The following is a 22,841-nucleotide window of genomic DNA, read 5'->3' on the forward strand; positions in this document are numbered from 1 at the left end:
GGTGAGGAAGTCAACTGAGCGCGCCATGGACGCTGCAGAATTTTCGCAATGCCTGGGAAGCGGCACCTTTTGCGCGCTACTTTCTGAACACCACGCTGCTGGTGCTCATGATTTTGGCGGTGCAGCTGGTGCTGTCTACGCTGGCGGCCTTTGCGTTTGCACGCTATGAGTTTCGCGGCAAGAACGTGGCTTTTGCGCTGGTGCTGGTGCAGCTGATGATCATGCCGGACATCCTGCTCGTGGAGAACTACCAGACCATGGCACGCCTGGGGCTGGTAGATACGCTGTTTGCCATCGGCCTGCCGTACTTTGCTTCAGCGTTTGCCATCTTCTTGCTGCGTCAGACTTTCATGGGCATTCCCAAGGAGCTGGACGAAGCCGCACGCGTGGAAGGTGCCAGCACTTTGCAGGTGCTCTGGCGCGTTTATGTGCCGTTGGCCAAGCCCGTGTACACCGCGTTTGCGCTGGTATCGGTGAGTTTTCACTGGAACAACTTTCTGTGGCCGCTCATCATTACCAATAGCGTGGAGTCGCGCCCACTGACGGTGGGGCTGCAGGTGTTTTCCAGCGTAGAGCAGGGCGTGGACTGGAGCACCATCACCGCCGCCACATTGATGACTTCTGCGCCGCTGCTGATCGCTTTTATCCTGTTCCAGCGTCAGTTTGTGCAGAGCTTCATGCGGGCTGGTATCAAGTAAGCAGCGGGCGGCGGCTCAGCTATCCGCTGCTGCAGGCTTGCTGCCCAGCACTTGCTTGCAGGTGCTGATCCATTCCGCCATGGCCTTTTCAAAAAGGCTCTGTGGGTGTTGCACGATCTGTGGCCAGCGGCGTGTGCAGGCGTCAATACAGTTTTCAACCTGCCACAGGGCTTCGCGGTTGATCAGCACCAGCTCTGACATGCTGGATGGGGCTTCCTCGAGCATGGCCAGCCAGTCTGCCTGATGGCGGGGGTGTGAGCCTGCTTCGGCCAGCGCTTTCTCCAGTGCCACCAGACGTGCGTCGACGTAAACGCCAGCACGTCCACTGGGCATGGCCTGCCAACGTTCCGGAAACTGGCGCTTGCACAGCATCCATTGCTGAAAAATCGCTGCCAGCGTGGCAATCTCACGCCGGACTTCGGCCTGTGTGTGCTCCCGTGCCTGTACAGGCTGGGCTGTATCTGCACGGAGCATGGCGTGGATATGCTGCATCAGCTGCCTGTCAAAGCGGTTGTGGTTCATGCGCAGCACCAGGGACAGCCGCTGTGCGGGCATATCGCGGTATTTGTCGTAGAAGGCAGAGACCACTTCGGCCAGCATCAGGATGCGGCCCATGGACGAAATCGCATCGCCACTGATGCCGCGCGGGTAGCCGCTGCCATCCATGCGCTCATGGTGCTCCAGCACAGCCTCTTCAATCTCGTGTGAATAGGCCTTGCAGTTGCGCACCACCAGCATGCCTGTGACGCAGTGGGCGGCCAGATGCTTGCGCTCCTGGTCTGTCAGTTTGTGATTGCGGTTCAGCCAGCTGGGTGGCATGTAGAGCATGCCTACATCGTGCAGCATCGCAGCAGCAGCCAGCTGTCCACATTCACGCGTCTTCATGCCGGACTTGATGCCCAGGTACACGGCGCTCATCATCATGGTGATGCTGTGTGCGTACAGCACGGGCAGCTGTTCGCGCATGACGCTCATCTTGAAGCTGGCCTGGTAGGGCCATGGCATCTGGCGCACAGCTTCCAGCAGCATGTGGCTGTCAGCACCAAGATGAGCTTGCAGTGAACGACCCAGCGCTGATTCGGAGCACAGGCGCAGCACCTCTTCCTCGATCGCACGCACATCCACACCATTGCGTATGAGCAATTGCTCGTCAATGGGGGTGGCCAGCTTGTGCTGGATCAGTTGCTCGTACAGGCGACTGTCCAGCCGAACACCTTTTTCCAGCAGCTTGATGCCGGTCTCAGAGTAAATGGCCCCGCCCGTCACCACTTCTTTCTTGTCTGCCATGTCTGTGACAGCGCGTAGAAAGTGTGCGTCGTTATGCAGGCGCTCAGGAGCCAGCAAATCGTCGGGTTCCTCTACGCTCACTCCCTGCATGCAATCTCCATTCTCTGAATCAAGGCAGCCGATGGTAGTGGATTGCACACAGTGCCAGACAAGAAAAAGCCCGCATGGTGCGGGCATTGGCGTTTGTCAGCAGTGTCAACGCTCAGCGAAGCAGCGTCACACCGGTCTTGCTCTGGATTTCTTCAAAGCTGACGTCAGGTGCCAGTTCCACCAGTTTGAGACCTTCGGGCGTGACGTCCATCACGCCCAGATCGGTAATGATGCGGTCCACAACACCTACACCTGTGAGCGGCAACGTGCACTGGGGCAGGATCTTCAGGTCGGTCGTGCCGTCCTTCTTGCGTGCCACATGCTCCATCAGCACGATGACGCGCTTGACGCCTGCGACCAGGTCCATGGCGCCGCCCATGCCCTTGACCATCTTGCCCGGAATCATCCAGTTGGCCAGATCGCCTTTTTCGCTGACCTGCATGGCTCCCAGAATTGACAGGTTGATCTTGCCGCCGCGAATCATGGCAAAAGACTGGTCCGAGCCAAAGATGGATGAGCCTGGGATGGTGGTCACGGTCTGCTTGCCGGCATTGATCAGGTCAGCATCCACCTGGTCTTCGGTGGGGAAGGGGCCAATGCCCAGCATGCCGTTTTCGGACTGCAGCCACACTTCCTTGTCGCCTGTGTGGTTGGCTACCAGTGTGGGGATGCCAATACCCAGGTTCACGTAGAAGCCGTCTTCCAGTTCTTGCGCCGCACGTGCGGCCATTTGGTCTTGGGTCCAAGGCATGTCAGGCTCCTGCTTTGTCGTTCTTGGTTTCGGTCATCGTGCGTTTTTCAATGCGCTTTTCGGGGCTGGGGTTGTGCACGATGCGGTGCACGTAGATGCCGGGCAGGTGGATGTCGTCCGGTGCAATTTCGCCCAGTTCCACGATCTCCTCCACCTCCACAATGCAGATCTTGCCGGCTGTGGCCGCAGCAGGATTGAAGTTGCGTGCCGTCAGGCGAAACTGCAGGTTGCCGCTGGTGTCCGCACGGTAGGCCTTGACCAGCGATACATCGGTGACGATGGAGCGCTCCATCACATAGGTCTCGCCATCGAACTCGCGCAGTTCCTTGCCTTCGGCAACCATGGTGCCCACGCCGGTCTTGGTGAAGAACGCAGGAATACCGGCGCCACCAGCGCGCAGCTTCTCGGCCAGTGTGCCCTGCGGGGTAAATTCCAGCTCCAGCTCGCCTGCGAGATACTGGCGCTCGAATTCCTTGTTCTCGCCCACATAGGACGAGATCATCTTCTTGATCTGGCGCGTCTCCAGCAGCTTGCCCAGACCAAAGCCATCCACACCGGCGTTGTTCGACACCACGGTCAGATTTTTCACGCCGCTATCGCGCAGGGCGTCAATCAGTGCTTCAGGAATACCGCACAGGCCAAAACCGCCGACGGCGATCAGCTGTCCATCAGCGACCACGCCCTTCAATGCCTCATGGGCTGAGGGATAGAGTTTTTTCACGCTTGTCTCCTTGTTGGGAATTTATGCTTCGTAAGATACTACGTAGCTACATACGTAGTTTTTCCTAGAGAGTTGCACTATGGAGCTTGATCACCGACTCGCCTTTGACCTTGCCCCCGTGGGTTTGGTGATCTCGCGCAACCGCATCATGGTGGACTGCAACCAGCGCGTGTGCGAAATGTTTGCCATGTCGCGCGAAGTCATGGTCGGGCAGTCCTTTCAGCTGCTGTACCCGAGCATTGATGAGTATGAACGCCTGGGAGCACGCATGGCACCCATTCTGAATGCGCGGGGCACGTATTCAGACAACCGCATCATGCGGCGTGGTACGGGCGAGACCTTCTGGTGCCATGTGAGCGGGCGCGCACTGGACCGCAATGATCCGCATGCAGCAGGCATCTGGAGCTTTGAAGACATGAGCGAGCAGCGTCCGGTCAAGGCAGAGCTCACGGGCCGCGAACGTGAAGTGGCAGCACGTCTGCTTGAAGGCCTGACTTCCAAGGAGATCGGGCGTGTGCTCCATATCAGCCACCGCACGGTGGAAATTTACCGCGCACGTCTGATGCGCAAATACAGCGCCAGTACCACGGCCGATCTGGTGCACAAGCTGCTGACGGCATAAGTCGTAACGGTCCAAGCTGCTTGCTGGAGCAGCGTTTCTAATCTGCATCATGCATCTCGCAATGGTCTTGTAGTCCAAGTGCGCGATCGACTGCTGCTGCCTTGTTCTTTAAAAGCTTCCGCGACAGACTGAGGAACTTAAGTTACATGTGGCATCTCCCTTGATAGGAGTGCCATGGCAGTTACATGCTGCGCTTGCAGTTTTGCCTATGGGTGCACTTGGTATTTTCAATCGAAAACGCATACCGGATGTCACATGACTCCTGCATAATTCGATCCATAGATTGCTTATGTCTATCTAATTTCAAATCTGATATCAATTATTAATTGATATCTTCGCCCACCACGACTTGCGTTGTTGCAAGTTCAATTCAACGGAGATCACACATGACAGCTGAATCGAAGTGCCCTTTCCACCAAGAAGGTCAGAACCCAGGCACTGCTGCCAAAGGCGGCACAACTAATCGCGACTGGTGGCCTAACCAGCTGCGTGTGGACTTGCTCAGCCAGCACTCGTCCAAGAGCAACCCCATGGGCGAAGACTTCAACTACGCTGAAGAATTCAAAAAGCTCGACTATGAAGCCCTCAAGCGCGACCTGCGTGCACTGATGACGGACTCCCAGGATTGGTGGCCTGCTGACTTTGGTCACTATGGCCCTCAGTTCGTGCGCATGGCGTGGCACTCTGCCGGTACCTACCGCATGCAGGACGGCCGCGGTGGCGCAGGCCGTGGTCAGCAGCGCTTTGCACCGCTGAACAGCTGGCCCGACAACGTCAATATCGACAAGTCTCGTCGCCTGCTGTGGCCCATCAAGCAAAAGTACGGCAACAAAATTTCCTGGGCTGACCTGCTGATCCTGACTGGTAACGTGGCGCTGGAAACCATGGGCTTCCGCACTTTCGGTTTTGCCGGTGGCCGTGTGGACACCTGGGAACCCGATCAGGATGTGTACTGGGGCTCCGAAAAGGAGTGGCTGGCACCTACCGCCAACCCCAATAGCCGTTACTCCGGTGAGCGCGATCTGGAAAACCCACTGGCTGCCGTGCAGATGGGCTTGATCTACGTGAACCCCGAAGGTCCAGATGGCAACCCCGATCCCCTGCTGTCCGCCCGTGACATTCGCGACACCTTCGCCCGCATGGCGATGAACGACGAAGAAACTGTGGCGCTGATCGCTGGTGGTCACACCTTTGGTAAGACCCACGGTGCAGGCCCTGCTTCGCATGTGGGTGCAGACCCTGAAGCTGCGGGCCTGGAAGCCCAGGGCTTGGGCTGGGCTTCGAGCTTCGGCAAGGGCAATGCTGGCGACACCATCACCTCCGGCCTGGAAGTGACCTGGACCCAGACGCCTACACAGTGGAGCAACTTCTTCTTTGAAAACCTGTTCAAGTACGAATGGACGCTGGAGAAGTCCCCCGCTGGTGCCTGGCAGTGGGTGGCCAAGGACGCGGACGATGTCATCCCTGACGCACACGGCGGCCCTCGTAAAAAGCCCACCATGCTGACCTCGGACATTGCCCTGCGCATGGACCCTGCTTACGAGAAGATTTCTCGCCGCTTCCTGGAAAACCCACAGGCATTTGCTGAAGCTTTTGCCCGTGCATGGTTCAAGCTGACCCACCGTGACATGGGCCCCCGCTCGCGTTACCTCGGCCCCGAAGTGCCAAAGGAAGAGCTGATCTGGCAAGACGTGATTCCTGCACCTTTCTACGCTCCTGTGGGCGAAGCAGAAATTGCAGCCATCAAGGCCAAGATCCTGGCTTCCGGCCTGAGTGTGCAAGAACTGGTGGGTACAGCCTGGGCTTCGGCATCCACCTTCCGTGGTTCCGACAAGCGCGGTGGTGCCAACGGTGCTCGCATCCGCCTGGCTCCTCAAAAGGACTGGGCTGCGAACAACCCTGCCCAGCTGGCCAAGGTGCTGGCAACACTGGAAAGCATCCAGGCTGAGTTCAAGATCTCGTTGGCTGACCTGATCGTGCTGGCCGGTGGTGTGGGTATCGAGAAGGCAGCAGCAGACGCAGGCGTGCAGATCACCGTGCCTTTCACGCCTGGTCGCAGCGATGCCTCTGCAGAGCAGACCGATGTGGAATCGTTCTCGGTGCTGGAGCCTCAGGCTGACGGCTTCCGTAACTTCCAGAAGGCCAAGTTTGCGGTGCCTGCTGAAGCCATGTTGATCGACAAGGCCCAGCTGCTGACGCTGACAGCCCCTGAAATGACCGTGCTGATCGGTGGTCTGCGTGCCATCAACATCAACACCGACGGCAGCAACACCGGCGTGTTGACCAAGACGCCTGGCAAGCTGACCAACGACTTCTTTGTGAACCTGCTGGACATGAGCACCCAGTGGAAGCCTCTGGACAACGGCAACTACGAAGGCGTGGATCGCAAGACTGGCGAAAAGCGCTGGACTGGCACCCGCGTGGACCTGGTGTTCGGCTCGAACTCCATCCTGCGTGCACTGGCTGAGGTCTATGCCGAAGTCGGTAACGAGCACAAGTTCTACCAGGACTTTGTGGCTGCCTGGGTCAAGGTCATGGAGCTGGACCGCTTCGACCTGAAGAAGTAATGCAGCGAGGGCTGGTGTTCACCACCAGCCTGTTGCTGAAACGACTGAAAACGGTCATTTCAAGCGCCCTTCGGGGCGCTTTTTTTATGCCATCTTGGGGATGGCTGCAAGACGTAAAAAAGCGCTCTGGCGAGCGCTGTAGATCCTGGGTATGGCTTTAGCTGGGTAGCTGATCATTGGGTACAGCTACCTGCAGATGCAAGATGCTGAAGTACAGCGATACATCGCCTTGCTGGTCCACATAGGTGCCCAGTGCTCGCTGCAGCCGTGCAGCAATTGCCAGACACTCCGTGGCTTCTGGGCGGCCGCCCTGGATGCAGGGCGTGGTCAGCAGTGCCAGCTGATGTTCTCGGCCAAAGTCATAGACCACTTCGAGGGCCTGGGCGTGCTGAACAGGAATGGCTTCATTGCCCCAGCTCCATACGAACGTGCCGTCTTTGTTGCTGCTGGTACCAACCAGACACACTGTTGCCACAACCTCGTGCAAAGGGCCTTCGAAGGCCAGCAGTGCACGTTCCAGATCCCAGCGGCATTTCAGCGGGGCATGCAAACCAAACTGCTGTGGCCATTGTGCATTTTGGGCCAGCATGTTCTCTACGGCTTCACGGCTCCAGGCCGCCCAGTCGGTGCTTGCGCTTGCTTGTGTGTCGCTCATTCCCTATCCATGGTGTTTGTCATTGCCTGCATTGTCCGTCACATGACGATCTTGGTGCAGGCATTTGACTATGCTTGGGAAAAACTGTGAGGAGACAAACCTTGAAAGCGCGTTATCCCTTCCCTGATCTGAACGTTTTGCCTGAAGACATCCGTGCCCGCATTCTGGAGGTGCAGGAAAAGGCAGGCTTTATTCCCAACGTGTTTCTGGCGCTGGCGCGCCGCCCGGCCGAGTGGCGCGCATTCTTTGCCTACCACGACGCACTGATGCTCAAGGAAGAGGGCAGCCTGACCAAGGGAGAGCGCGAAATGATCGTCACTGCCACCAGCGCAGCCAACCAGTGCCTGTATTGCGTGGTGGCCCACGGAGCCATCCTGCGCATTTACGAGAAAAAGCCGATGGTGGCGGACCAGGTTGCGGTGAACTATCGCAAGGCCGACATCACGCCGCGCCAGCGTGCCATGCTGGACTTTGCGATGAAGGTCAGCCAGCGCAGCCACGAAATTGAAGACCGTGACTTTGAGCTGCTGCACGCACATGGCTTTGATGATGAAGACATCTGGGACATTGCCGCCATCACTGCGTTCTTTGGCCTGTCCAATCGCATGGCAAGCTTCAGTGGCATGCAGCCTAACCCGGAGTTTTACCTGATGGGGCGCATCCCCAAAAGCCGCTGAAAAACAAAACCTCCACAGACTTTGGCAGCCTGCGGAGGTTGTTCAATGTTCAGCCTTGCAGCTATGGGCTGATTACTTGGCCGCAGCCGTGCGCTCAGCGGCTTCCATGGTGTTGACCAGCAGCATGGTGATGGTCATGGGGCCCACGCCGCCGGGTACGGGGGTGATGTAGCCAGCCACGTCCTTGCAGCCGTTGTAGTCCACGTCACCGCACAGCTTGCCTTCGTCATCGCGGTTCATGCCCACGTCAATCACTACGGCACCGGGCTTGACCATGTCGGCGGTCAGCACATTGCGCTTGCCTACGGCAGCGACCACGATGTCAGCTTGGCGGGTCATGGCGGCCAGATCAGCAGTGCCGCTGTGGCAGATGGTCACAGTGGCGTTGGCAGCCAGCAGCATCATGGCCATGGGCTTGCCCACAATATTGGAGCGGCCGATGACTACGGCGTGCTTGCCGCGCAGATCTTTCATGCCAATGGATTCCAGCATCTTCATGCAGCCGTAGGGTGTGCAGGCCTTGAAGCCCACTTCACCGACCATCAGTGCACCGGCACTGGCAACGTGGAAGCCATCGACGTCCTTGGAAGGAGAAATGGTCTCGATGACCTTGTGGTCGTCAATGTGCTTGGGCAGGGGCAGCTGCACCAGAATGCCGTGGATGCTGGGGTCGTTGTTCAGCGCTTCCACGCGTGCCAGCAGCTCTGCTTCGGTCATCGACGCATCGTACTTTTCCAGCACGGAGTGGAAACCCACGTCTTCGCAGGCCTTGACCTTGTTGCGCACGTACACCTGAGAGGCCTGGTTGTCGCCCACCAGAATCACAGCCAGACCAGGTTTGGTACCTTGGGCTGTCAAGGCTGCTGCACGCTGGGCGACTTCGGAACGCAGTTGGGCGGAAAGGGCTTTGCCGTCAATGATTTGGGCTGTCATGGTGATGCTGGAGGAGGAAAGACATCAAAAGAAAAAGCTGCCGGACCTGTACAGGCGCTGGCAGCCTTTGAGGGTAAGCCCCGAATTTTATGCCGGGACTTTGGATGCTGAAGATGAACCCAATGCAATCTTGAGCAGATCAGCCACGGTGTTGGCACCCAGCTTTTCCATGATGTTGGCGCGGTGCGCCTCCACGGTCTTGATACTGATGCCCAGATCGTCTGCGATTTGCTTGTTCAGGCGACCGGCGACGATGCGCTCGAGCACCTGCGATTCGCGGCCAGTGAGCTTGGACAGCAGCGCTTCACGGCTGGCTGCCTGCTGGTGGTCAGTAAATGCTTCCTGTGCGCGTTCGAGCATGCGCTCCACCACACTCAGCAAGTCATTTTCGTTAAAAGGCTTCTGGATAAAGTCCAGCGCGCCTTTTTTCATGGTGTTCACCGCCATGGGCACGTCGCCGTGACCGGTGATGAACACGACGGGCAGGGGGGATTTGCGTTCCAGCAGCTTGTCTTGCAGCTCCAGACCTGTCATTCCTCCCATGCGGATATCGGCAATCAGGCAGGCCACTTCGCGGGGGTCATAGCGCGAGAGGAATGACTCGGCGGAGTCAAAGCAGCGTACGCGATAGTCTTTGCCCTCCAGCAGCCATTGCAGCGAATCGCGTACGGCTTCATCGTCATCGACTACGTAGACTGTGCCTTTTTTGGGTGTCAAGCTCATGCAGGTTTCCTTGTATTTGGATTTATCGCCGAAGAAAGGTTGTCTCCTTTTCCTGAGTTGCTCACACAAGCCTTGGAGCCATCTTTAAGAAGCCTGGGCGTAAGACTTGTGTAAACCACTCTAAGTGCTGGCCAGAGGTATCCAGAAGGAAAACCGGCAGCCAACCACTTCGGAACCATTGTAGATGTTCTCAGCAGCCATGCGACCCTGATGTGACTCGACAATGGATCGGCACAGGTTCAGACCAATGCCCATGCCTTCGTTTTTAGTGGAAAAAAAGGCTTCGAACAAGCGTTCCTGCACTTCGGGCGGCAGGCCTTTGCCTGAATCCTGCACGGAGAACTCCACGCCCTTGAGCCCTGTGGACTCCTTGGGCTCTACGCGCAGCTCCACATGACGCTGTGAGGGTGGGCGCTGGGCCTGCTCAATGGCTTCGCCAGCGTTCTTGATCAGGTTGATCATGACCTGCTCAATCAAGATGGTGTCCGCCATGACCGGCGGAATGGCCGGAGCCACCCAGTGCGTCAGGCGCACATTGCGCCGGCGCATTTCAATATTGGCCAGCTCCAGTGCTTCTTCCACCATGGTTTCCACGTGCGCCAGGGTGCGGTTGGGCTCGCTGCGCTTCACAAAGGAGCGAATGCGCTGAATGATCTGGCCCGCGCGCTGGGCCTGGTGGGCGGTCTTTTCCAGCGCAAAACGCATTTGCGATTCGGACAGCGATCCACTATCGAGGCGCGTCAACATGCCGCTGCAGTAGTTGCTGATGGCGGTCAGTGGCTGGTTCAGCTCATGCGCAACGCTGGAGGCCATCTCGCCCATGGTGATCAGGCGGCTGGCGGTTTGCGCCTGCTCGGCCTGGCGGGCTGCCTGCTCTTCGGCATGGCGGCGGGCGGTGATGTCGGTGGCAATCACCATCTGCGCCAGGCGGCCGTCCACCCAGCTCAGGTAGCGGGAGCGCACTTCCAGCCACTTGCCCAGTTCCGCCACATAGATTTCGGCGTTATTGCTGCCAGCGCTGGTCAAGCTGTCGGTGGGCAGGCCCATGAGCCCGTCTTCATCGTCTACCGACTCATTGCGCTTGCTGGGCAGGCCGCCTTGCTGCACTAGCTGCAGGTGTCCTTCGGTCTGTGAGCCAAACCACTGGCGGTAGAGCTTGTTGGCAAACAGCAGTTCTGCACTACCCAATGGTGCTACGGAAACTGAAGCATCCAGCGCTTCCAGCACAATGGTAAAACGCGCATGAGAGGCAGAAAGCTGATCGCGGATGCGCTTGGATTCCGTAATGTCCGTCATGGACGACATCCAGCCTGTCTGGTTGCCATGCGCATCGACGAGCGGCGAGATGTACAGGCGCGCATCAAAGATAGAACCGTTTTTGCGCTGCACCCGCACCTGAAAGCCGCCGGGCGAGCTCTTGCCGCTGAGCTCTTCGTTGAGCTTGCTCTGCAGAATTTCGTAGTCAGCCGCAGGCCAGTAGGAGTAGGGCGGCGTCTGGCCTACCAGCTCCTGCTCATTCCAGCCCGTCATCTGGCAAAACGCAGCGTTCACATAGGTGATACGGCCCTGCATGTCCAGCGCACGCATGCCGGTGAGCAGCGAGTTTTCCATAGCGCGGCGGAAATTGGTTTCCGCCACCAGCGCTTCCTGTGTGCGCAGGCGCTTGCGGGTATGGCGCCAGGTGGCTACCAGCAGCCAGGCGGTGAGCATGCTCAGCGTCGCCACCAGCCAGAACATGCCATTGCCAATCATGCTCATGGAGGTGCGGTATGCCTGCGCCTTGAGATTGAGTGCCTCCCCCACGGGCGCAATCGGCATGCTGTATTCCGTGGACTTGGGGGTGTTGATGTCGTACCACTTCCTGTCGGCCTTGGACAGCGTCAGTGGCGTGCCAGCAATCACCGTGCCCTGACCATCGGTCAGCGTCATGGCGTAATGCGCCAGCAGCTCGCTGGGGGTGGCATAGCGCATCAGGCTGTCGGGCGAAAACTCCGCCATGACGGTGCCGCCAAAGCTGCTGATGCCCAGCACGGGAGTCTGAAACTGCAGCATTGGCGGGTAGTCACCAGGCTTGGCCAGTGGCTGGGTGTACACAGGCAGGTGTGTGGTCTTGACCTGCTCAAAGCTGTGCGCTGCTGCGTCGTCCTGCAGTTTTTCCGAAGGCATGCGCAGGCGTTCGCTGGACACGGAAGGCGTGGCGTAGCTGGTAATGACGCGGCCATCGCGGTCCACCCAGGTCAGGCTCTGCAGCTCTGGGTACTGGGTGGTCAGCACTTCTGCGCGGTTGGTGAACTCGGAAGTGCCAATGTCTCCGGCAGCCAGGTCACGGGCCAGCAGCATGACCTGTTCCTGGCGTTCCAGCAGACGCAGGCGCATGCGCTGCTGGGCGTATTCCACATCGCGCTGCAGGGCCTGGTTGTCGCGGTCGATTTCCTCCGAGCGCAAATACCAGAAAGCGGCCACGATTGCAGCCATGAACAGGGCAACGGAAACCAGCGGTGCCAGTGCGGCCAGACGGTCCTGTCGGGTGGGGGAGAGGCTGCGCCACCAGGAACGCCACCACTGCGTGGGATCGGCGCTGGAAAAGCTGCTGGCTGTCTTTGTCTCTGTGTTCTTTTTTCTGAATAAAACCATGTACGCAGTGTAGGGGAATCCTAGTGATTTCACTGAGTTTGCATGTGGTTTTGCGGTGTTTCAGAGTATGTGCGCTTGCAGCAATTTTTCACAATAAGAAATGATGGTGCATCATTTGAAATCTGTAGAAAATGTGCGAAACTGCAAGTTGAAATGGTCAACGTATTGCGCGTCTTTGTCTCTCTAACAAGTCGTGGTCCACTGAGTAAGCTCAGAGCATTGCGGTCTTAAGGAAGCAAAGTAGATGGCACGCATTACATCCCTGACCGCGTACCTGCAGCCTCTTGAACAGGAGACAGACAATGACAGCTCAGACCGACCCTCAGGCCGGCGCTAACGTAAAGCCCAGCCTTGACCCCCAGGAAACCCGCGAGTGGATGGACGCGCTGTCCGCCGTCATCGACCGCGAAGGTGCGCAGTACGCGCACCAGCTGATCGAAGAAGTGCTGGAGCATGCCCGCCAGAACAGCGTGGACATGCCTTTCTCTGCACAGACCGGTTATGTGAACACCATCGAGCCTTCGCAGGAAGCCAAGTGCCCCGGCAACCTGGAAATCGAAGGCCGCCTGCGCGCCTACATGCGCTGGAACGCCATGGCCATGGTGGTGAAGGCAAACCGCCACAACCCACCCGAAGGTGGTGATCTGGGCGGCCACATTGGCTCCTTTGCCTCGCTGGCCAACATGTTTGGCGCAGGCTTTAACCACTTCTGGCATGCCGAGAGCGAAAACCACGGCGGTGACTGCATCTACTTCCAGGGCCACGTATCGCCCGGCGTGTACGCACGCGCCTATCTGGAAGGCCGCCTGAGCGAGGAGCAGCTGCTGAACTTCCGCCAGGAAGTGGATGGCAAGGGCCTGTCCAGCTACCCCCACCCCAAGCTGATGCCCAACTTCTGGCAGTTCCCCACGGTGTCCATGGGCCTGGGCCCGCTGATGGCCATCTACCAGGCGCGCTTCCTGAAGTACTTGCACGCACGTGGCATTGCCAACACCGAAAACCGCAAGGTCTGGGTGTTCTGTGGCGACGGTGAAATGGACGAGCCCGAATCCCTGGGCGCGATCGGCCTGGCCGCACGTGAGAACCTGGACAACCTGATCTTCGTGATCAACTGCAACCTGCAGCGTCTGGACGGCCCCGTGCGCGGCAATGGCAAGATCATTCAGGAGCTGGAAGGCGAATTCCGCGGCTCTGGCTGGAACGTCATCAAGCTGTTGTGGGGCAAGGGCTGGGACGAGCTGCTGGCCAAGGACAAGGACGGCGTGCTCAAGAAGATCATGATGGAGTGCAACGACGGCGACTATCAGGCCTTCAAGGCCAACGATGGTGCCTACGTGCGCAAGCACTTCTTCGGCCGCGACCCCCGCGCGCTGAAGATGGTCGAGCACATGAGCGACGACGAAATCTGGAATCTGCGCCGTGGTGGTCACGATGCGCAGAAGGTCTACGCCGCTTTCCATGCTGCCAACAACCACAAGGGTCAGCCCACTGTGCTGCTGGTCAAGACCGTCAAGGGCTTTGGCATGGGCAAGGTCGGTGAAGGCAAGAACACCGTGCACCAGACCAAGAAGCTCAGCGATGAAGACGTCAAGGCCTTCCGCGACCGCTTCAACATCCCAATTCCTGACAGCCAGATCGCCGATCTGCCTTTCTACAAGCCAGCGGACGACACCCCTGAGATGAAGTACCTGCACGAGCGCCGCAAGGCCCTCGGCGGCTACCTGCCTCACCGCCGCGAAAAGGCCGACGAAGCCTTCACCGCGCCTTCGCTGGATACCTTCAAGGCCATTCTGGAGCCCACACCCGAAGGCCGCGAAATCTCCACTACGCAAGCCTACGTGCGTTTCCTCACGCAGCTGCTGCGTGACAAGAACATTGGCCCCCGCGTGGTGCCCATCCTGGTGGACGAAGCCCGTACCTTTGGTATGGAAGGCCTGTTCCGCCAGATCGGTATCTACAACCCCCACGGCCAGAAGTACACCCCTGTCGACAAAGACCAGGTCATGTACTACCGCGAAGACAAGGCCGGCCAGATTCTGCAGGAAGGCATTAACGAAGCCGGTGGTATGGCATCGTGGATTGCGGCTGCGACGAGCTACAGCACGTCCAACCGCATCATGATTCCTTTCTACGTCTACTACTCCATGTTTGGTTTTCAGCGCATTGGCGACCTGGCATGGGCAGCGGGCGACATGCAGGCGCGCGGCTTCCTGCTGGGCGGCACATCGGGCCGTACCACACTGAACGGCGAAGGCCTGCAGCACGAAGACGGTCACAGCCACATCCTGGCCAACACCATTCCTAACTGCGTGAGCTACGACCCCACCTTCGCACACGAAGTGGCAGTCATCATGCAGGACGGCCTGCGCCGCATGGTGCAGAACCAGGAAAACGTCTTCTACTACATCACGCTGCTCAACGAAAACTACGCCATGCCCGGCCTGCAGCCGGGCACGGAGCAGCAGATCATCAAGGGCATGTACCAGTGCAAGCCTGGTCAGAAGGTGCCCCAGGCCGGCCTGCGCGTGCAGCTGCTGGGCTCCGGCACCATCCTGCGCGAGTCCCTGTTTGCGCAGGAGCTGCTGGAAAAAGACTGGCAGATCGCTGCGGACGTGTGGAGCTGCCCATCGTTCAACGAACTGACCCGCGACGGCCAGAACTGCGAACGTCACAACATGCTGCATCCGCTGGAAACCGCCAAGGTGCCCTTCGTGACGCAGCAGCTGCAAGGCACACAAGGCCCCGTCATTGCGTCTACCGACTACATGAAGGCCTACGCCGAGCAAATCCGCCCCTACATCCCCAAGGGCCGCAACTACAAGGTGCTGGGCACAGACGGTTTTGGCCGCTCGGACTTCCGCCGCAAGCTGCGCGAGCACTTCGAGGTGGATCGCCACTTCATCGTGGTCGCTGCACTGAAGGCGCTGGCCGAAGAAGGCAAGCTGCCTGTGACCAAGGTGGCCGAAGCGATTGTCAAGTACGGCATCAAGGCCGACAAGATCAACCCCCTGTACGCCTGATAGAGCACCGGAGACATAGATATGGCATTGACAGAAATCAAGGTCCCGGACATCGGCGACTTCGACAGCGTCGGCGTGATTGAAGTGCTGGTCAACGTGGGCGACACCATCAAGGTTGAGCAATCCCTGATCACCGTAGAGTCCGATAAGGCCTCCATGGAGATTCCTTCCAGCCACGCAGGCGTGCTCAAGGAACTGCGCGTCAAGCTCGGCGACAAGGTCGCTGAAGGCGCAGTGATTGCCGTGATTGAAACGGCAGACGCAGCCCCTGCACCAGCACCCGCTGCAGCCCCTGCTGCAGAAGCAGTAGCTGCTAGCGCAGCTCCTGCGCCAGTTTCAGAACAAAAAGCAGCTGAAGTTCCCGCTACACCAGCGCAAGCTGCTCCTGTAGCTGCAGCAAGCTCTATGAATATCGCCATTCCTGACATTGGTGACTTCAAGGACGTGGCCGTCATTGAAGTGCTGGTCAAGGTGGGCGACACCGTAGAGGCAGAGCAGTCGCTGTTCACCGTGGAGTCTGACAAGGCTTCCATGGAAATCCCATCGCCCGCCGCTGGCACCATCACCGCCTTGAGCCTCAAGCTCGGTGACAAGGTCAACGTGGGTGACGTGGTGGGTGCCATGACAGTGCAGGGCGCTGCAGCACCTGCTCCTGTGGCTGCTACTCCCTCGCCCGCTTCAGCGGGAGAGGGCAGGGGTGAGGGTGCAACGGCCTCTGTGCCAGCACCTGCACCTGCAGTTGCCAACAGCCAGCCCTCACCCCAACCCTCTCCCGCAAGCGGGAGAGGGGGCGAAGCTGCCCACAACCCCACCGTGGCACCTTCGGGCAAGCTGCCCCATGCCTCGCCTTCCGTGCGCAAGTTTGCGCGTGAGCTGGGCGTGCCGCTGGAAGAGGTCAAGGGCTCCGGCCAAAAGGGTCGCATCACGCAGGAAGACGTGATGGCCTTCACCAAGTCCGTCATGGCGGGCGCGATGCAGACACTGGCCCAGCAGGCTGCTGCCCCCAAGGCCGCACCTGCTGCCGGTGGTGGCGCAGGTCTGGACCTGCTGCCCTGGCCCAAGGTGGACTTTGCCAAGTTCGGCCCTGTGGAGCGCAAGGATCTGTCGCGCATCAAGAAGATCTCGGGCGCCAACCTGCACCGCAACTGGGTGATGATTCCCCACGTCACCAACAACGATGTGGCCGACATCACCGAGCTGGAAGCCTTCCGCGTGCAGACCAACGCCGAGCAGGCCAAGGCCAAGAGCGATGTCAAGGTCACCATGCTGGCCTTCGTCATCAAGGCCGTGGTCGCTGCGCTGAAGAAATTCCCAGAGTTCAACGCCTCGCTCGATGGCGACACCTTGGTCTACAAGCAGTACTACAACATCGGCTTTGCGGCAGATACGCCCAACGGTCTGGTGGTGCCTGTGCTCAAGGACGCTGACAAGAAGGGCATCCTGCAGATCAGCAAAGAGATGGGTGAGCTGGCCAAGAAGGCCCGTGACGGCAAGCTGGGCGCTGCAGACATGCAGGGCGGCTGCTTCTCCATCAGCTCGCTGGGCGGCATTGGTGGCACCAACTTCACGCCTATCGTGAATGCGCCTGAAGTGGCCATTCTGGGCCTGTCGCGCTCGTCCATGCAGCCTGTGTGGAACGAAGAGAAGGAAAAGTTTGTGCCGCGCCTGATGCTGCCTTTGAGCCTGTCGTACGACCACCGCGTGATCGACGGCGCAGCCGCTGCACGCTTTAACGCCTTCCTGGGCCAAGTGCTGGCGGACTACCGCCGCATCTTGCTGTAACGAAAGGGCTGCTACCTATGGCAATCATCGATATCAAAGTGCCCGACATTGGCGACTTCGCCGAAGTCGGCGTGATCGAACTGCTGGTGCAGCCCGGTGACACCGTCACCGTGGACCAGTCGCTCATCACCGTGGAGTCGGACAAGGCTTCCATGGAAATTCCTTCCAGCCACGCTGGTGTTGTGAAGGAATTGAAAGTGAAGCTGGGCGACAAGGTCGCTGAAGGCTCCGTCATCCTGACGCTGGAAGCCGCTGGCGAGGCTGCACCTGCTGCACCTGCTGCTGCTCCTGAAGTGCAAGCAGCTAGCGCACAGCCTGCAAGCGTTTCCGCGCCAAATGCATCACAAAGCCAGTCTGTGCCAGCGCCAGCAGCTCCTGCACCTGTAGCAAGCAGCTACGCAGGTCATGTGGACCTGGAAGCAGACGTCGTCGTCATCGGCGGTGGCCCTGGCGGATACTCTGCCGCCTTCCGCGCGGCTGATCTGGGCCTGAAGGTTGTGCTGGTTGAGCGTTACAAGACGCTGGGCGGCGTGTGCCTGAACGTGGGCTGCATCCCATCGAAGGCACTGCTGCACGTGGCGGCGGTGATGGATGAGGTCAAGCACCTGGAAGTGGCCGGCGTCAAGTTCGGCGCGCCTGAGGTGTCGATTGACCAGCTGCGTGCGCACAAGGAAAAAGTCATTGGCAAGCTGACCGGCGGCCTGGGCCAGATGGCCAAGATGCGCAAAGTCACCATCGTGCGTGGCGTGGCGGCCTTCGTTGGCTCGCACCACATTGAAGTGCAGGAAACCACCGGCGAAGGCAAAGAACTGGCTGGCAGCAAGAAGGTGGTGCAGTTCAAGAACGCCATCATTGCCGCTGGCTCTGAGGCCGTACACCTGCCATTTCTGCCCAAGGACGAGCGCATTGTGGACTCCACCGGCGCGCTGGCGCTCAAGGAAGTGCCCAAGCGCATGCTGATTCTGGGCGGCGGCATCATCGGCCTGGAAATGGGCACGGTCTACTCGACCCTCGGCGCACGCCTGGACGTGGTGGAAATGATGGACGGCCTGATGCAAGGCGCTGACCGTGATTTGGTCAAGGTCTGGCAGAAGGTGAATGCCCACCGCTTTGACAACATCATGGTCAACACCAAGACCGTGGCGGCCGAAGCAACGCCCGAAGGCATCAAGGTGAGCTTTGAGCCTGCCAAGAACGGCGTCACCGTGCCTGAGCCCCAGACTTACGATCTGGTCTTGCAAGCTGTGGGCCGCACGCCCAATGGCAAGAAGATTGGCGCAGAAGCCGCTGGCGTGAGCGTGACGGATCGCGGATTTATCAATGTCGACATCCAGATGCGCACCAACGTGCCGCACATCTTTGCCATTGGCGACATCGTGGGCCAGCCTATGCTGGCGCACAAGGCGGTGCATGAGGCGCACGTGGCCGCAGAAGTTATCGCCGGTGAATTGCAGGGCAACAAGGAACTGGCATCCGCCGCGTTCAACGCCCGCGTGATTCCTAGCGTGGCTTACACCGACCCCGAAGTGGCATGGGTGGGCCTGACCGAAGACCAGGCCAAGGCACAAGGCATCAAGGTCAAGAAGGGCCTGTTCCCCTGGGCCGCCTCCGGCCGCGCCATTGCCAATGGCCGCGACGAAGGCTTTACCAAGCTGCTGTTTGATGAAGAAACCCACCGCATCCTGGGCGGCGGCATCGTCGGCACGCACGCAGGCGACATGATTGGCGAGATTGCGCTGGCCATTGAAATGGGCGCAGACAGCGTGGATATCGGCAAGACCATCCACCCCCACCCCACGCTGGGCGAAAGCATTGGCATGGCGGCAGAAGTGGCGCATGGCAGCTGCACGGATGTGCCACCGGCACGGCGTTAAGCGCACTTTCTGAGAAAGTGCTGCAAAGCAACAAAGGCAACCTTCGGGTTGCCTTTTTTATTACATATTTTTATAGCTGCTAGCGCATGCTGGATAAGCCTTAGAGGTTGATTGGGCTGATATTTTTTATCTGTGCTTTGCCGCTTGTGCTTGACTCCCTCTCCCGCAAGCGGGAGAGGGCAGGGGTGAGGGGGTATGCAATTCAATGGTGGAATCAATCATTGCGTATTCGTTGTCTGCCTGAGCGCTCAAGACAGCAAAGACTTTCTGCCAGACACCCGTACGACTCCAACGCATGTGCCGCAGATGCACGACGCGAAAGTCGCCAAACCGTTGGGGTAAATCACGCCATGACAGATACCGGCTTCGCCCTGATAGGCAGTCCTCGGCTGGGCGTCATGTAATACTGCACGCCTTGTGCATAGCGCCCACCCGTGACATGAGCTTTCGCTTGGACCCATCGATTCACCGTTCTACCCTTCACGGCATCCTGCAGGCCGGGGCAGGCCCCTTCATCACCTTTCGCAGTTATCAGCTGGCAGCAGGGCGGCGCATTATCTGGAAGGCGCGCGAGCATCGCAAAGGCTTGTTGCGTGCGGCGCGTGCCATGGAGCATCTGCCTGTGCCGTTGTGGAAGTCGCGCGGCTACAACCGGCTGATGGGGGGCACTTTTGCGGTGGGGTCAGCGCTGTTTATTCTGGGCAGCGTGCTGTCCATGCTGCCGCAGGCGAGCGCTGCCTTGCTGGCCTGGGCCAACGTGATCTTTTTCATGGGCTCGATACCCTTCACGCTGGCTGCCTATATGCAGCACTTTCAGGCAGCCAATACAAGCAGTTTTACGCCAGACCCAGAGGGGCAGGCGCGCCACACCCGCATTCAGCTGCTGGGGTGGCAGCCCAGAGATGCTGGCTGGCTGAGTACGCTGACGCAGTTTCTGGGGACGCTGGCCTTTAACGTGAGCACGCTCAGCGCGGTGAAGCTGGGCAGCCTCTGGTATCTGCAGGATCTGCTGGTCTGGGCGCCGGATATGCTGGGGTCGGTGCTGTTTCTGGTGTCTGCCTATCTGGCCTTTGTAGAGGCCAATCACAGCTTCTGGCGCTGGCGGCTGAAGGATCTGGACTGGCAGATCGTGTTTGTGAATCTGGTGGGCTGTATCGCCTTCATGATCGCGGCATGCACGGCCTTTGTGCCACAGCAGGGGCAGTCGAGTGCAGTGGCGCTGTTTTCCAATGCGCAGCTGATGCTGGGGGCCGTGTGCTTTTTGATTGGTGCCTTGCTGGCGGTGCGTGAAGCCAAGGCGGCGGATCGCGTCTAGATTTCAACAAGTTTCATTTTTCATAGCTTTCAGCGCTTGCTGCATAAACGCTGGAAGCATTTTTAATGCTTATTTTGTGTGCGTTCATTGCGCGGGTTGCGCGGCCAGTGTAGTGGCAGTGGCAGTGGCAGTGGCAGTGGCAGTGGCAGTGGCAGTGGCAGAGCCTGTGGCTCCCAGTGTGCTGGGCCGCACTTCAATCTGCTTGCCGCGCATGCCGGTAGCTTCGCAGGGACGTTCCTGAAACGTGGTGCGGCCTGTTGCCGGGTCCTGGCATTGGTAGATGGCCCAGGCGGCTGTGGGTGCGTGCAGCCGTGCTACCGCTGGCTGCTTGCGTGCCGCTATATTGCGCACACTACCAGCATCAGACAGGGGGCAGACTTGTATTTCACCGTGGGCGAAGTTGCCCAACGCACGCAGCTGACGGTGCGCACCTTGCACCATTACGACACGATTGGGCTGGTAAGACCCAGCGGGCGCAGCCCTGCTGGCTATCGGCTCTACCACGTACAGGACATTGAGCGCCTGCATGCGGTGCAGTCCCTCAAGCAGCTGGGGCTGAGTCTGGAAGCCATTGCCGAAGTGCTGCAAGGGCAGGGCGTACAGCCACTGGTACTGATTGAACAGCAGATGGCACAGGTCCAGCAGGCCCTGGAGCAGGCACAGCTGCTCAAGGACAAGCTGCTGCTGGTGCGTGACCAGCTGCGCAGCAGTCAGGCTGCAGCAGACAGCGCACAGGCCTTGCTGCAAGGCATGCAGCTGCTGTCCAGCTACCAGCAGTTTTTGCCCGTGGGCCAGGTCCGCCGCTTGCTGAGCAGCTGGCGCAGAGCCAGGGGGCAATGGCAGCCGCTGGCTTTGGCCTTGCAGCAGTGCCAGCAACAAGGCCTGCCTGCCGATGCCCCCGAGGTGCAACAACTGGCGCAGCAGTGGATGCATGTGGCCATGGCCGTGTTTGGTGGGCAGCTCAGCACCATTCGCCAATGGGCGGATATGCACAAACACGCCCCGCAGACGGCGGCGCACATGGGGCTGGATACGGCCTTGCTGGCTTATCTGGAGCAGGCTATTGGCATGCGTATGGCGGCATTGCTGCGGCATATGAGTGCGCAGGAGCTGGAAAAGCTCGATGGCAGCCTGGGGCCCCAATGGGTGCAGCTGGCTGCTGATGCGCAAGCGCTGGTAGCTGCAGGCGTGGCTGCTGATACGCCGCAGGCCCAGGCACTGGCGAGCCGCTATGCCGAATTGCTCCACCGCACGGTGCGCCATGATGCAGCGCTGGCCGAGAAGATGCGGCGTGCCTACCACCAAGAGCCGATCCTGAGCCACGGGCATTACCTGTCACCTGCATTGCGCAACTTTTTAGAAAAAGCGCTTGACCCTGACGTTACGTGAGCCCTGACAGTCGTGCTTTCTAAGACTCGCTCACACCACCCTTGATACGTCGTTGCGAAGCCTTGTCGTACGCCTTGTACTGCCTGCGGCTTCGCGCCTCGTCTCAAACGCAAACCTGCGGTTTGCTGGGTGGTGTGCGCGACTCTCCATGGAAAACCACCAAGAAAGCACATTCATGACGACCCACTTCAATCCCGCTTCCTGCCCAAGCCCTTCTGCATTGCGTGTGGCCGCTTCGCGGGCGCTGCACCAGCTGCTGGACACACAGCGTGTATTCGATGACCCCTTTGCCATAGGCATTCTGGGCGCAGCCACTGCCGCCCAGCTCATGCTGGACCCCGATGCCCATAACGATGTGACGGCGCGTTCCATGCGCGCAGGCATGGTGGCGCGCTCGCGCTTTGCGGAAGATCGTGTGCTGCGCGCCATTGCCGCAGGCGTGCAGCAGTATGTGATCGTGGGCGCAGGGCTGGACACCTGGGCGCTGCGCCATGCCCAGACGCTGCCGAGCGTGGAGGTGTTTGAGCTGGACCAGCCTGCCATGCAGCAGTGGAAGCAGCAGATGCTCCTGGCCAATGGCTGGCACCTGCACCCGCGCCTGCACTGGGTACCTGTGGATTTGCGGGAGCAGGCCGCACTGCAAGACCCGCAGCGGCTGGGCTGGAGCCGCAGTAGCCCGAGCGTGATCAGCATGCTGGGCGTGCTGGTGTATCTGCACCAGCACGAGGTAGCGCACAGCTTGCAGCGCCTGCGTGCATTGCCCGCAGGTTCTGTGCTGGTGCTGGACTACCGGCTCGAAGACCAGTGCCTGCCACCTCTGGAGCGCAGCATGATGCAGTTCACCGGCCAGATGATGGCGGCAGGCGGCGAGCCCTGGCTGTCTGCGCACACCCCGGATGGCATGCGCCAGTTGCTGGCAGAGGCGGGTTTTACCGTGGAAGAAGATCTTGGTCCGCAAGCGCTGAATACGTGCTACTTCGCACGCCGCCGTGACGGGCTGCAGATTGCAGGTGGGGGGTTTCGTTATCTGAGTGCCATCAAGCACTGATGGCTGCCCCCGTATGCGCTGTGGTGGCATGCGGGGGGGCTTTGCTGGCTTATGC

17 protein-coding genes and 1 pseudogene are annotated in these 22,841 nt (G+C 59.4%); 10 read left to right on the top strand and 8 right to left on the bottom strand.

Going from position 1 to position 22,841, the window contains the following annotated elements; translation table 11 throughout:
* Positions 1 to 8: 8 nt before the first annotated feature.
* Positions 9 to 698: pseudogene (locus F7P80_RS15465) on the top strand (carbohydrate ABC transporter permease); the annotation flags it as partial.
* A 15-nt stretch (positions 699 to 713) separates the two neighbouring features.
* Here the strand turns inward: F7P80_RS15465 and F7P80_RS15470 are convergent.
* The 3 genes from F7P80_RS15470 to F7P80_RS15480 all read right to left on the bottom strand — a co-directional run bounded on the left by F7P80_RS15470 (position 714) and on the right by F7P80_RS15480 (position 3,547).
* A complete protein-coding gene (locus tag F7P80_RS15470) occupies positions 714 to 2,075 on the bottom strand; it encodes an HD-GYP domain-containing protein (RefSeq protein WP_058879579.1) in 1,362 nt (453 codons plus the stop codon).
* Between the two features lie 112 nt (positions 2,076 to 2,187).
* Positions 2,188 to 2,826 carry a CoA transferase subunit B gene (locus F7P80_RS15475; RefSeq protein WP_058879580.1) on the bottom strand — a complete coding sequence of 213 codons (639 nt, stop codon included), beginning with the start codon at positions 2,824 to 2,826 and terminating at the stop codon, positions 2,188 to 2,190.
* 1 nt (position 2,827) lies between these two features.
* Positions 2,828 to 3,547: a CoA transferase subunit A gene (locus tag F7P80_RS15480; RefSeq protein ID WP_058879581.1), complete on the bottom strand. Its 720-nt coding sequence runs from the start codon at positions 3,545 to 3,547 to the stop codon at positions 2,828 to 2,830.
* Between the two features lie 79 nt (positions 3,548 to 3,626).
* Between F7P80_RS15480 and F7P80_RS15485 the strand changes: the two genes are divergently transcribed.
* Both F7P80_RS15485 and katG read left to right on the top strand, forming a co-directional pair.
* Positions 3,627 to 4,169 (top strand): PAS and helix-turn-helix domain-containing protein, encoded by a 543-nt coding sequence (locus F7P80_RS15485; RefSeq protein ID WP_054065778.1) that lies wholly within the window; start codon positions 3,627 to 3,629, stop codon positions 4,167 to 4,169.
* Positions 4,170 to 4,555: 386 nt separating this feature from the next.
* Positions 4,556 to 6,736 carry a catalase/peroxidase HPI gene (gene katG, locus F7P80_RS15490; protein ID WP_151045931.1) on the top strand — a complete coding sequence of 727 codons (2,181 nt, stop codon included), beginning with the start codon at positions 4,556 to 4,558 and terminating at the stop codon, positions 6,734 to 6,736.
* Positions 6,737 to 6,893: 157 nt separating this feature from the next.
* Here katG and F7P80_RS15495 read toward each other — a convergent pair whose 3' ends face one another.
* Positions 6,894 to 7,391: a DUF6882 domain-containing protein gene (locus F7P80_RS15495; RefSeq protein WP_151045933.1), complete on the bottom strand. Its 498-nt coding sequence runs from the start codon at positions 7,389 to 7,391 to the stop codon at positions 6,894 to 6,896.
* Between the two features lie 101 nt (positions 7,392 to 7,492).
* Here F7P80_RS15495 and F7P80_RS15500 point away from each other — a divergent pair, with 101 nt between their 5' ends.
* A complete protein-coding gene (locus F7P80_RS15500; RefSeq protein WP_151045935.1) occupies positions 7,493 to 8,068 on the top strand; it encodes a peroxidase-related enzyme in 576 nt (191 codons plus the stop codon).
* Between the two features lie 72 nt (positions 8,069 to 8,140).
* Here F7P80_RS15500 and folD read toward each other — a convergent pair whose 3' ends face one another.
* The 3 genes from folD to F7P80_RS15515 all read right to left on the bottom strand — a co-directional run bounded on the left by folD (position 8,141) and on the right by F7P80_RS15515 (position 12,358).
* Positions 8,141 to 9,001 (bottom strand): bifunctional methylenetetrahydrofolate dehydrogenase/methenyltetrahydrofolate cyclohydrolase FolD, encoded by an 861-nt coding sequence (folD, locus tag F7P80_RS15505; protein ID WP_054065782.1) that lies wholly within the window; start codon positions 8,999 to 9,001, stop codon positions 8,141 to 8,143.
* An 87-nt stretch (positions 9,002 to 9,088) separates the two neighbouring features.
* The gene (locus F7P80_RS15510; RefSeq protein ID WP_151045937.1) at positions 9,089 to 9,724 is read right to left on the bottom strand and encodes a response regulator transcription factor; all 636 of its coding nucleotides are present in this window, start codon (positions 9,722 to 9,724) and stop codon (positions 9,089 to 9,091) included.
* Positions 9,725 to 9,844: 120 nt separating this feature from the next.
* A complete protein-coding gene (locus F7P80_RS15515; protein ID WP_151045939.1) occupies positions 9,845 to 12,358 on the bottom strand; it encodes a PAS domain S-box protein in 2,514 nt (837 codons plus the stop codon).
* Between the two features lie 302 nt (positions 12,359 to 12,660).
* On the opposite strand from F7P80_RS15515, the gene aceE reads away from it, so the two are divergent.
* From aceE to F7P80_RS15540, 4 genes are all read left to right on the top strand, one after another.
* A complete protein-coding gene (gene aceE, locus F7P80_RS15520) occupies positions 12,661 to 15,378 on the top strand; it encodes a pyruvate dehydrogenase (acetyl-transferring), homodimeric type (protein ID WP_151045941.1) in 2,718 nt (905 codons plus the stop codon).
* A gap of 21 nt (positions 15,379 to 15,399) precedes the next feature.
* Entirely contained in the window at positions 15,400 to 17,160 is a 1,761-nt protein-coding gene (gene aceF / locus F7P80_RS15525; protein WP_151045943.1) for a dihydrolipoyllysine-residue acetyltransferase, read from the top strand.
* A 17-nt stretch (positions 17,161 to 17,177) separates the two neighbouring features.
* Positions 17,178 to 19,034 (top strand): dihydrolipoyl dehydrogenase, encoded by a 1,857-nt coding sequence (lpdA, locus tag F7P80_RS15530; protein WP_151045945.1) that lies wholly within the window; start codon positions 17,178 to 17,180, stop codon positions 19,032 to 19,034.
* 439 nt (positions 19,035 to 19,473) lie between these two features.
* Positions 19,474 to 20,349, top strand: a complete 876-nt coding sequence (locus tag F7P80_RS15540; protein WP_054065789.1) for a YrhK family protein — start codon at positions 19,474 to 19,476, stop codon at positions 20,347 to 20,349.
* An 84-nt stretch (positions 20,350 to 20,433) separates the two neighbouring features.
* Here F7P80_RS15540 and F7P80_RS16850 read toward each other — a convergent pair whose 3' ends face one another.
* Positions 20,434 to 20,700, bottom strand: coding sequence for a DUF4124 domain-containing protein (locus tag F7P80_RS16850; protein ID WP_170265402.1), 267 nt, complete (start codon positions 20,698 to 20,700; stop codon positions 20,434 to 20,436).
* Positions 20,701 to 20,739: 39 nt separating this feature from the next.
* Here F7P80_RS16850 and F7P80_RS15545 point away from each other — a divergent pair, with 39 nt between their 5' ends.
* Both F7P80_RS15545 and F7P80_RS15550 read left to right on the top strand, forming a co-directional pair.
* The gene (locus F7P80_RS15545; protein ID WP_130932660.1) at positions 20,740 to 21,738 is read left to right on the top strand and encodes a MerR family transcriptional regulator; all 999 of its coding nucleotides are present in this window, start codon (positions 20,740 to 20,742) and stop codon (positions 21,736 to 21,738) included.
* A 175-nt stretch (positions 21,739 to 21,913) separates the two neighbouring features.
* Positions 21,914 to 22,786 carry a class I SAM-dependent methyltransferase gene (locus F7P80_RS15550; RefSeq protein ID WP_170265403.1) on the top strand — a complete coding sequence of 291 codons (873 nt, stop codon included), beginning with the start codon at positions 21,914 to 21,916 and terminating at the stop codon, positions 22,784 to 22,786.
* The last annotated feature ends 55 nt before the right edge of the window (positions 22,787 to 22,841 follow it).

Source organism: Comamonas kerstersii (assembly GCF_008801935.1).
Classification (GTDB): Bacteria; Pseudomonadota; Gammaproteobacteria; order Burkholderiales; family Burkholderiaceae_C; genus Comamonas; species Comamonas kerstersii.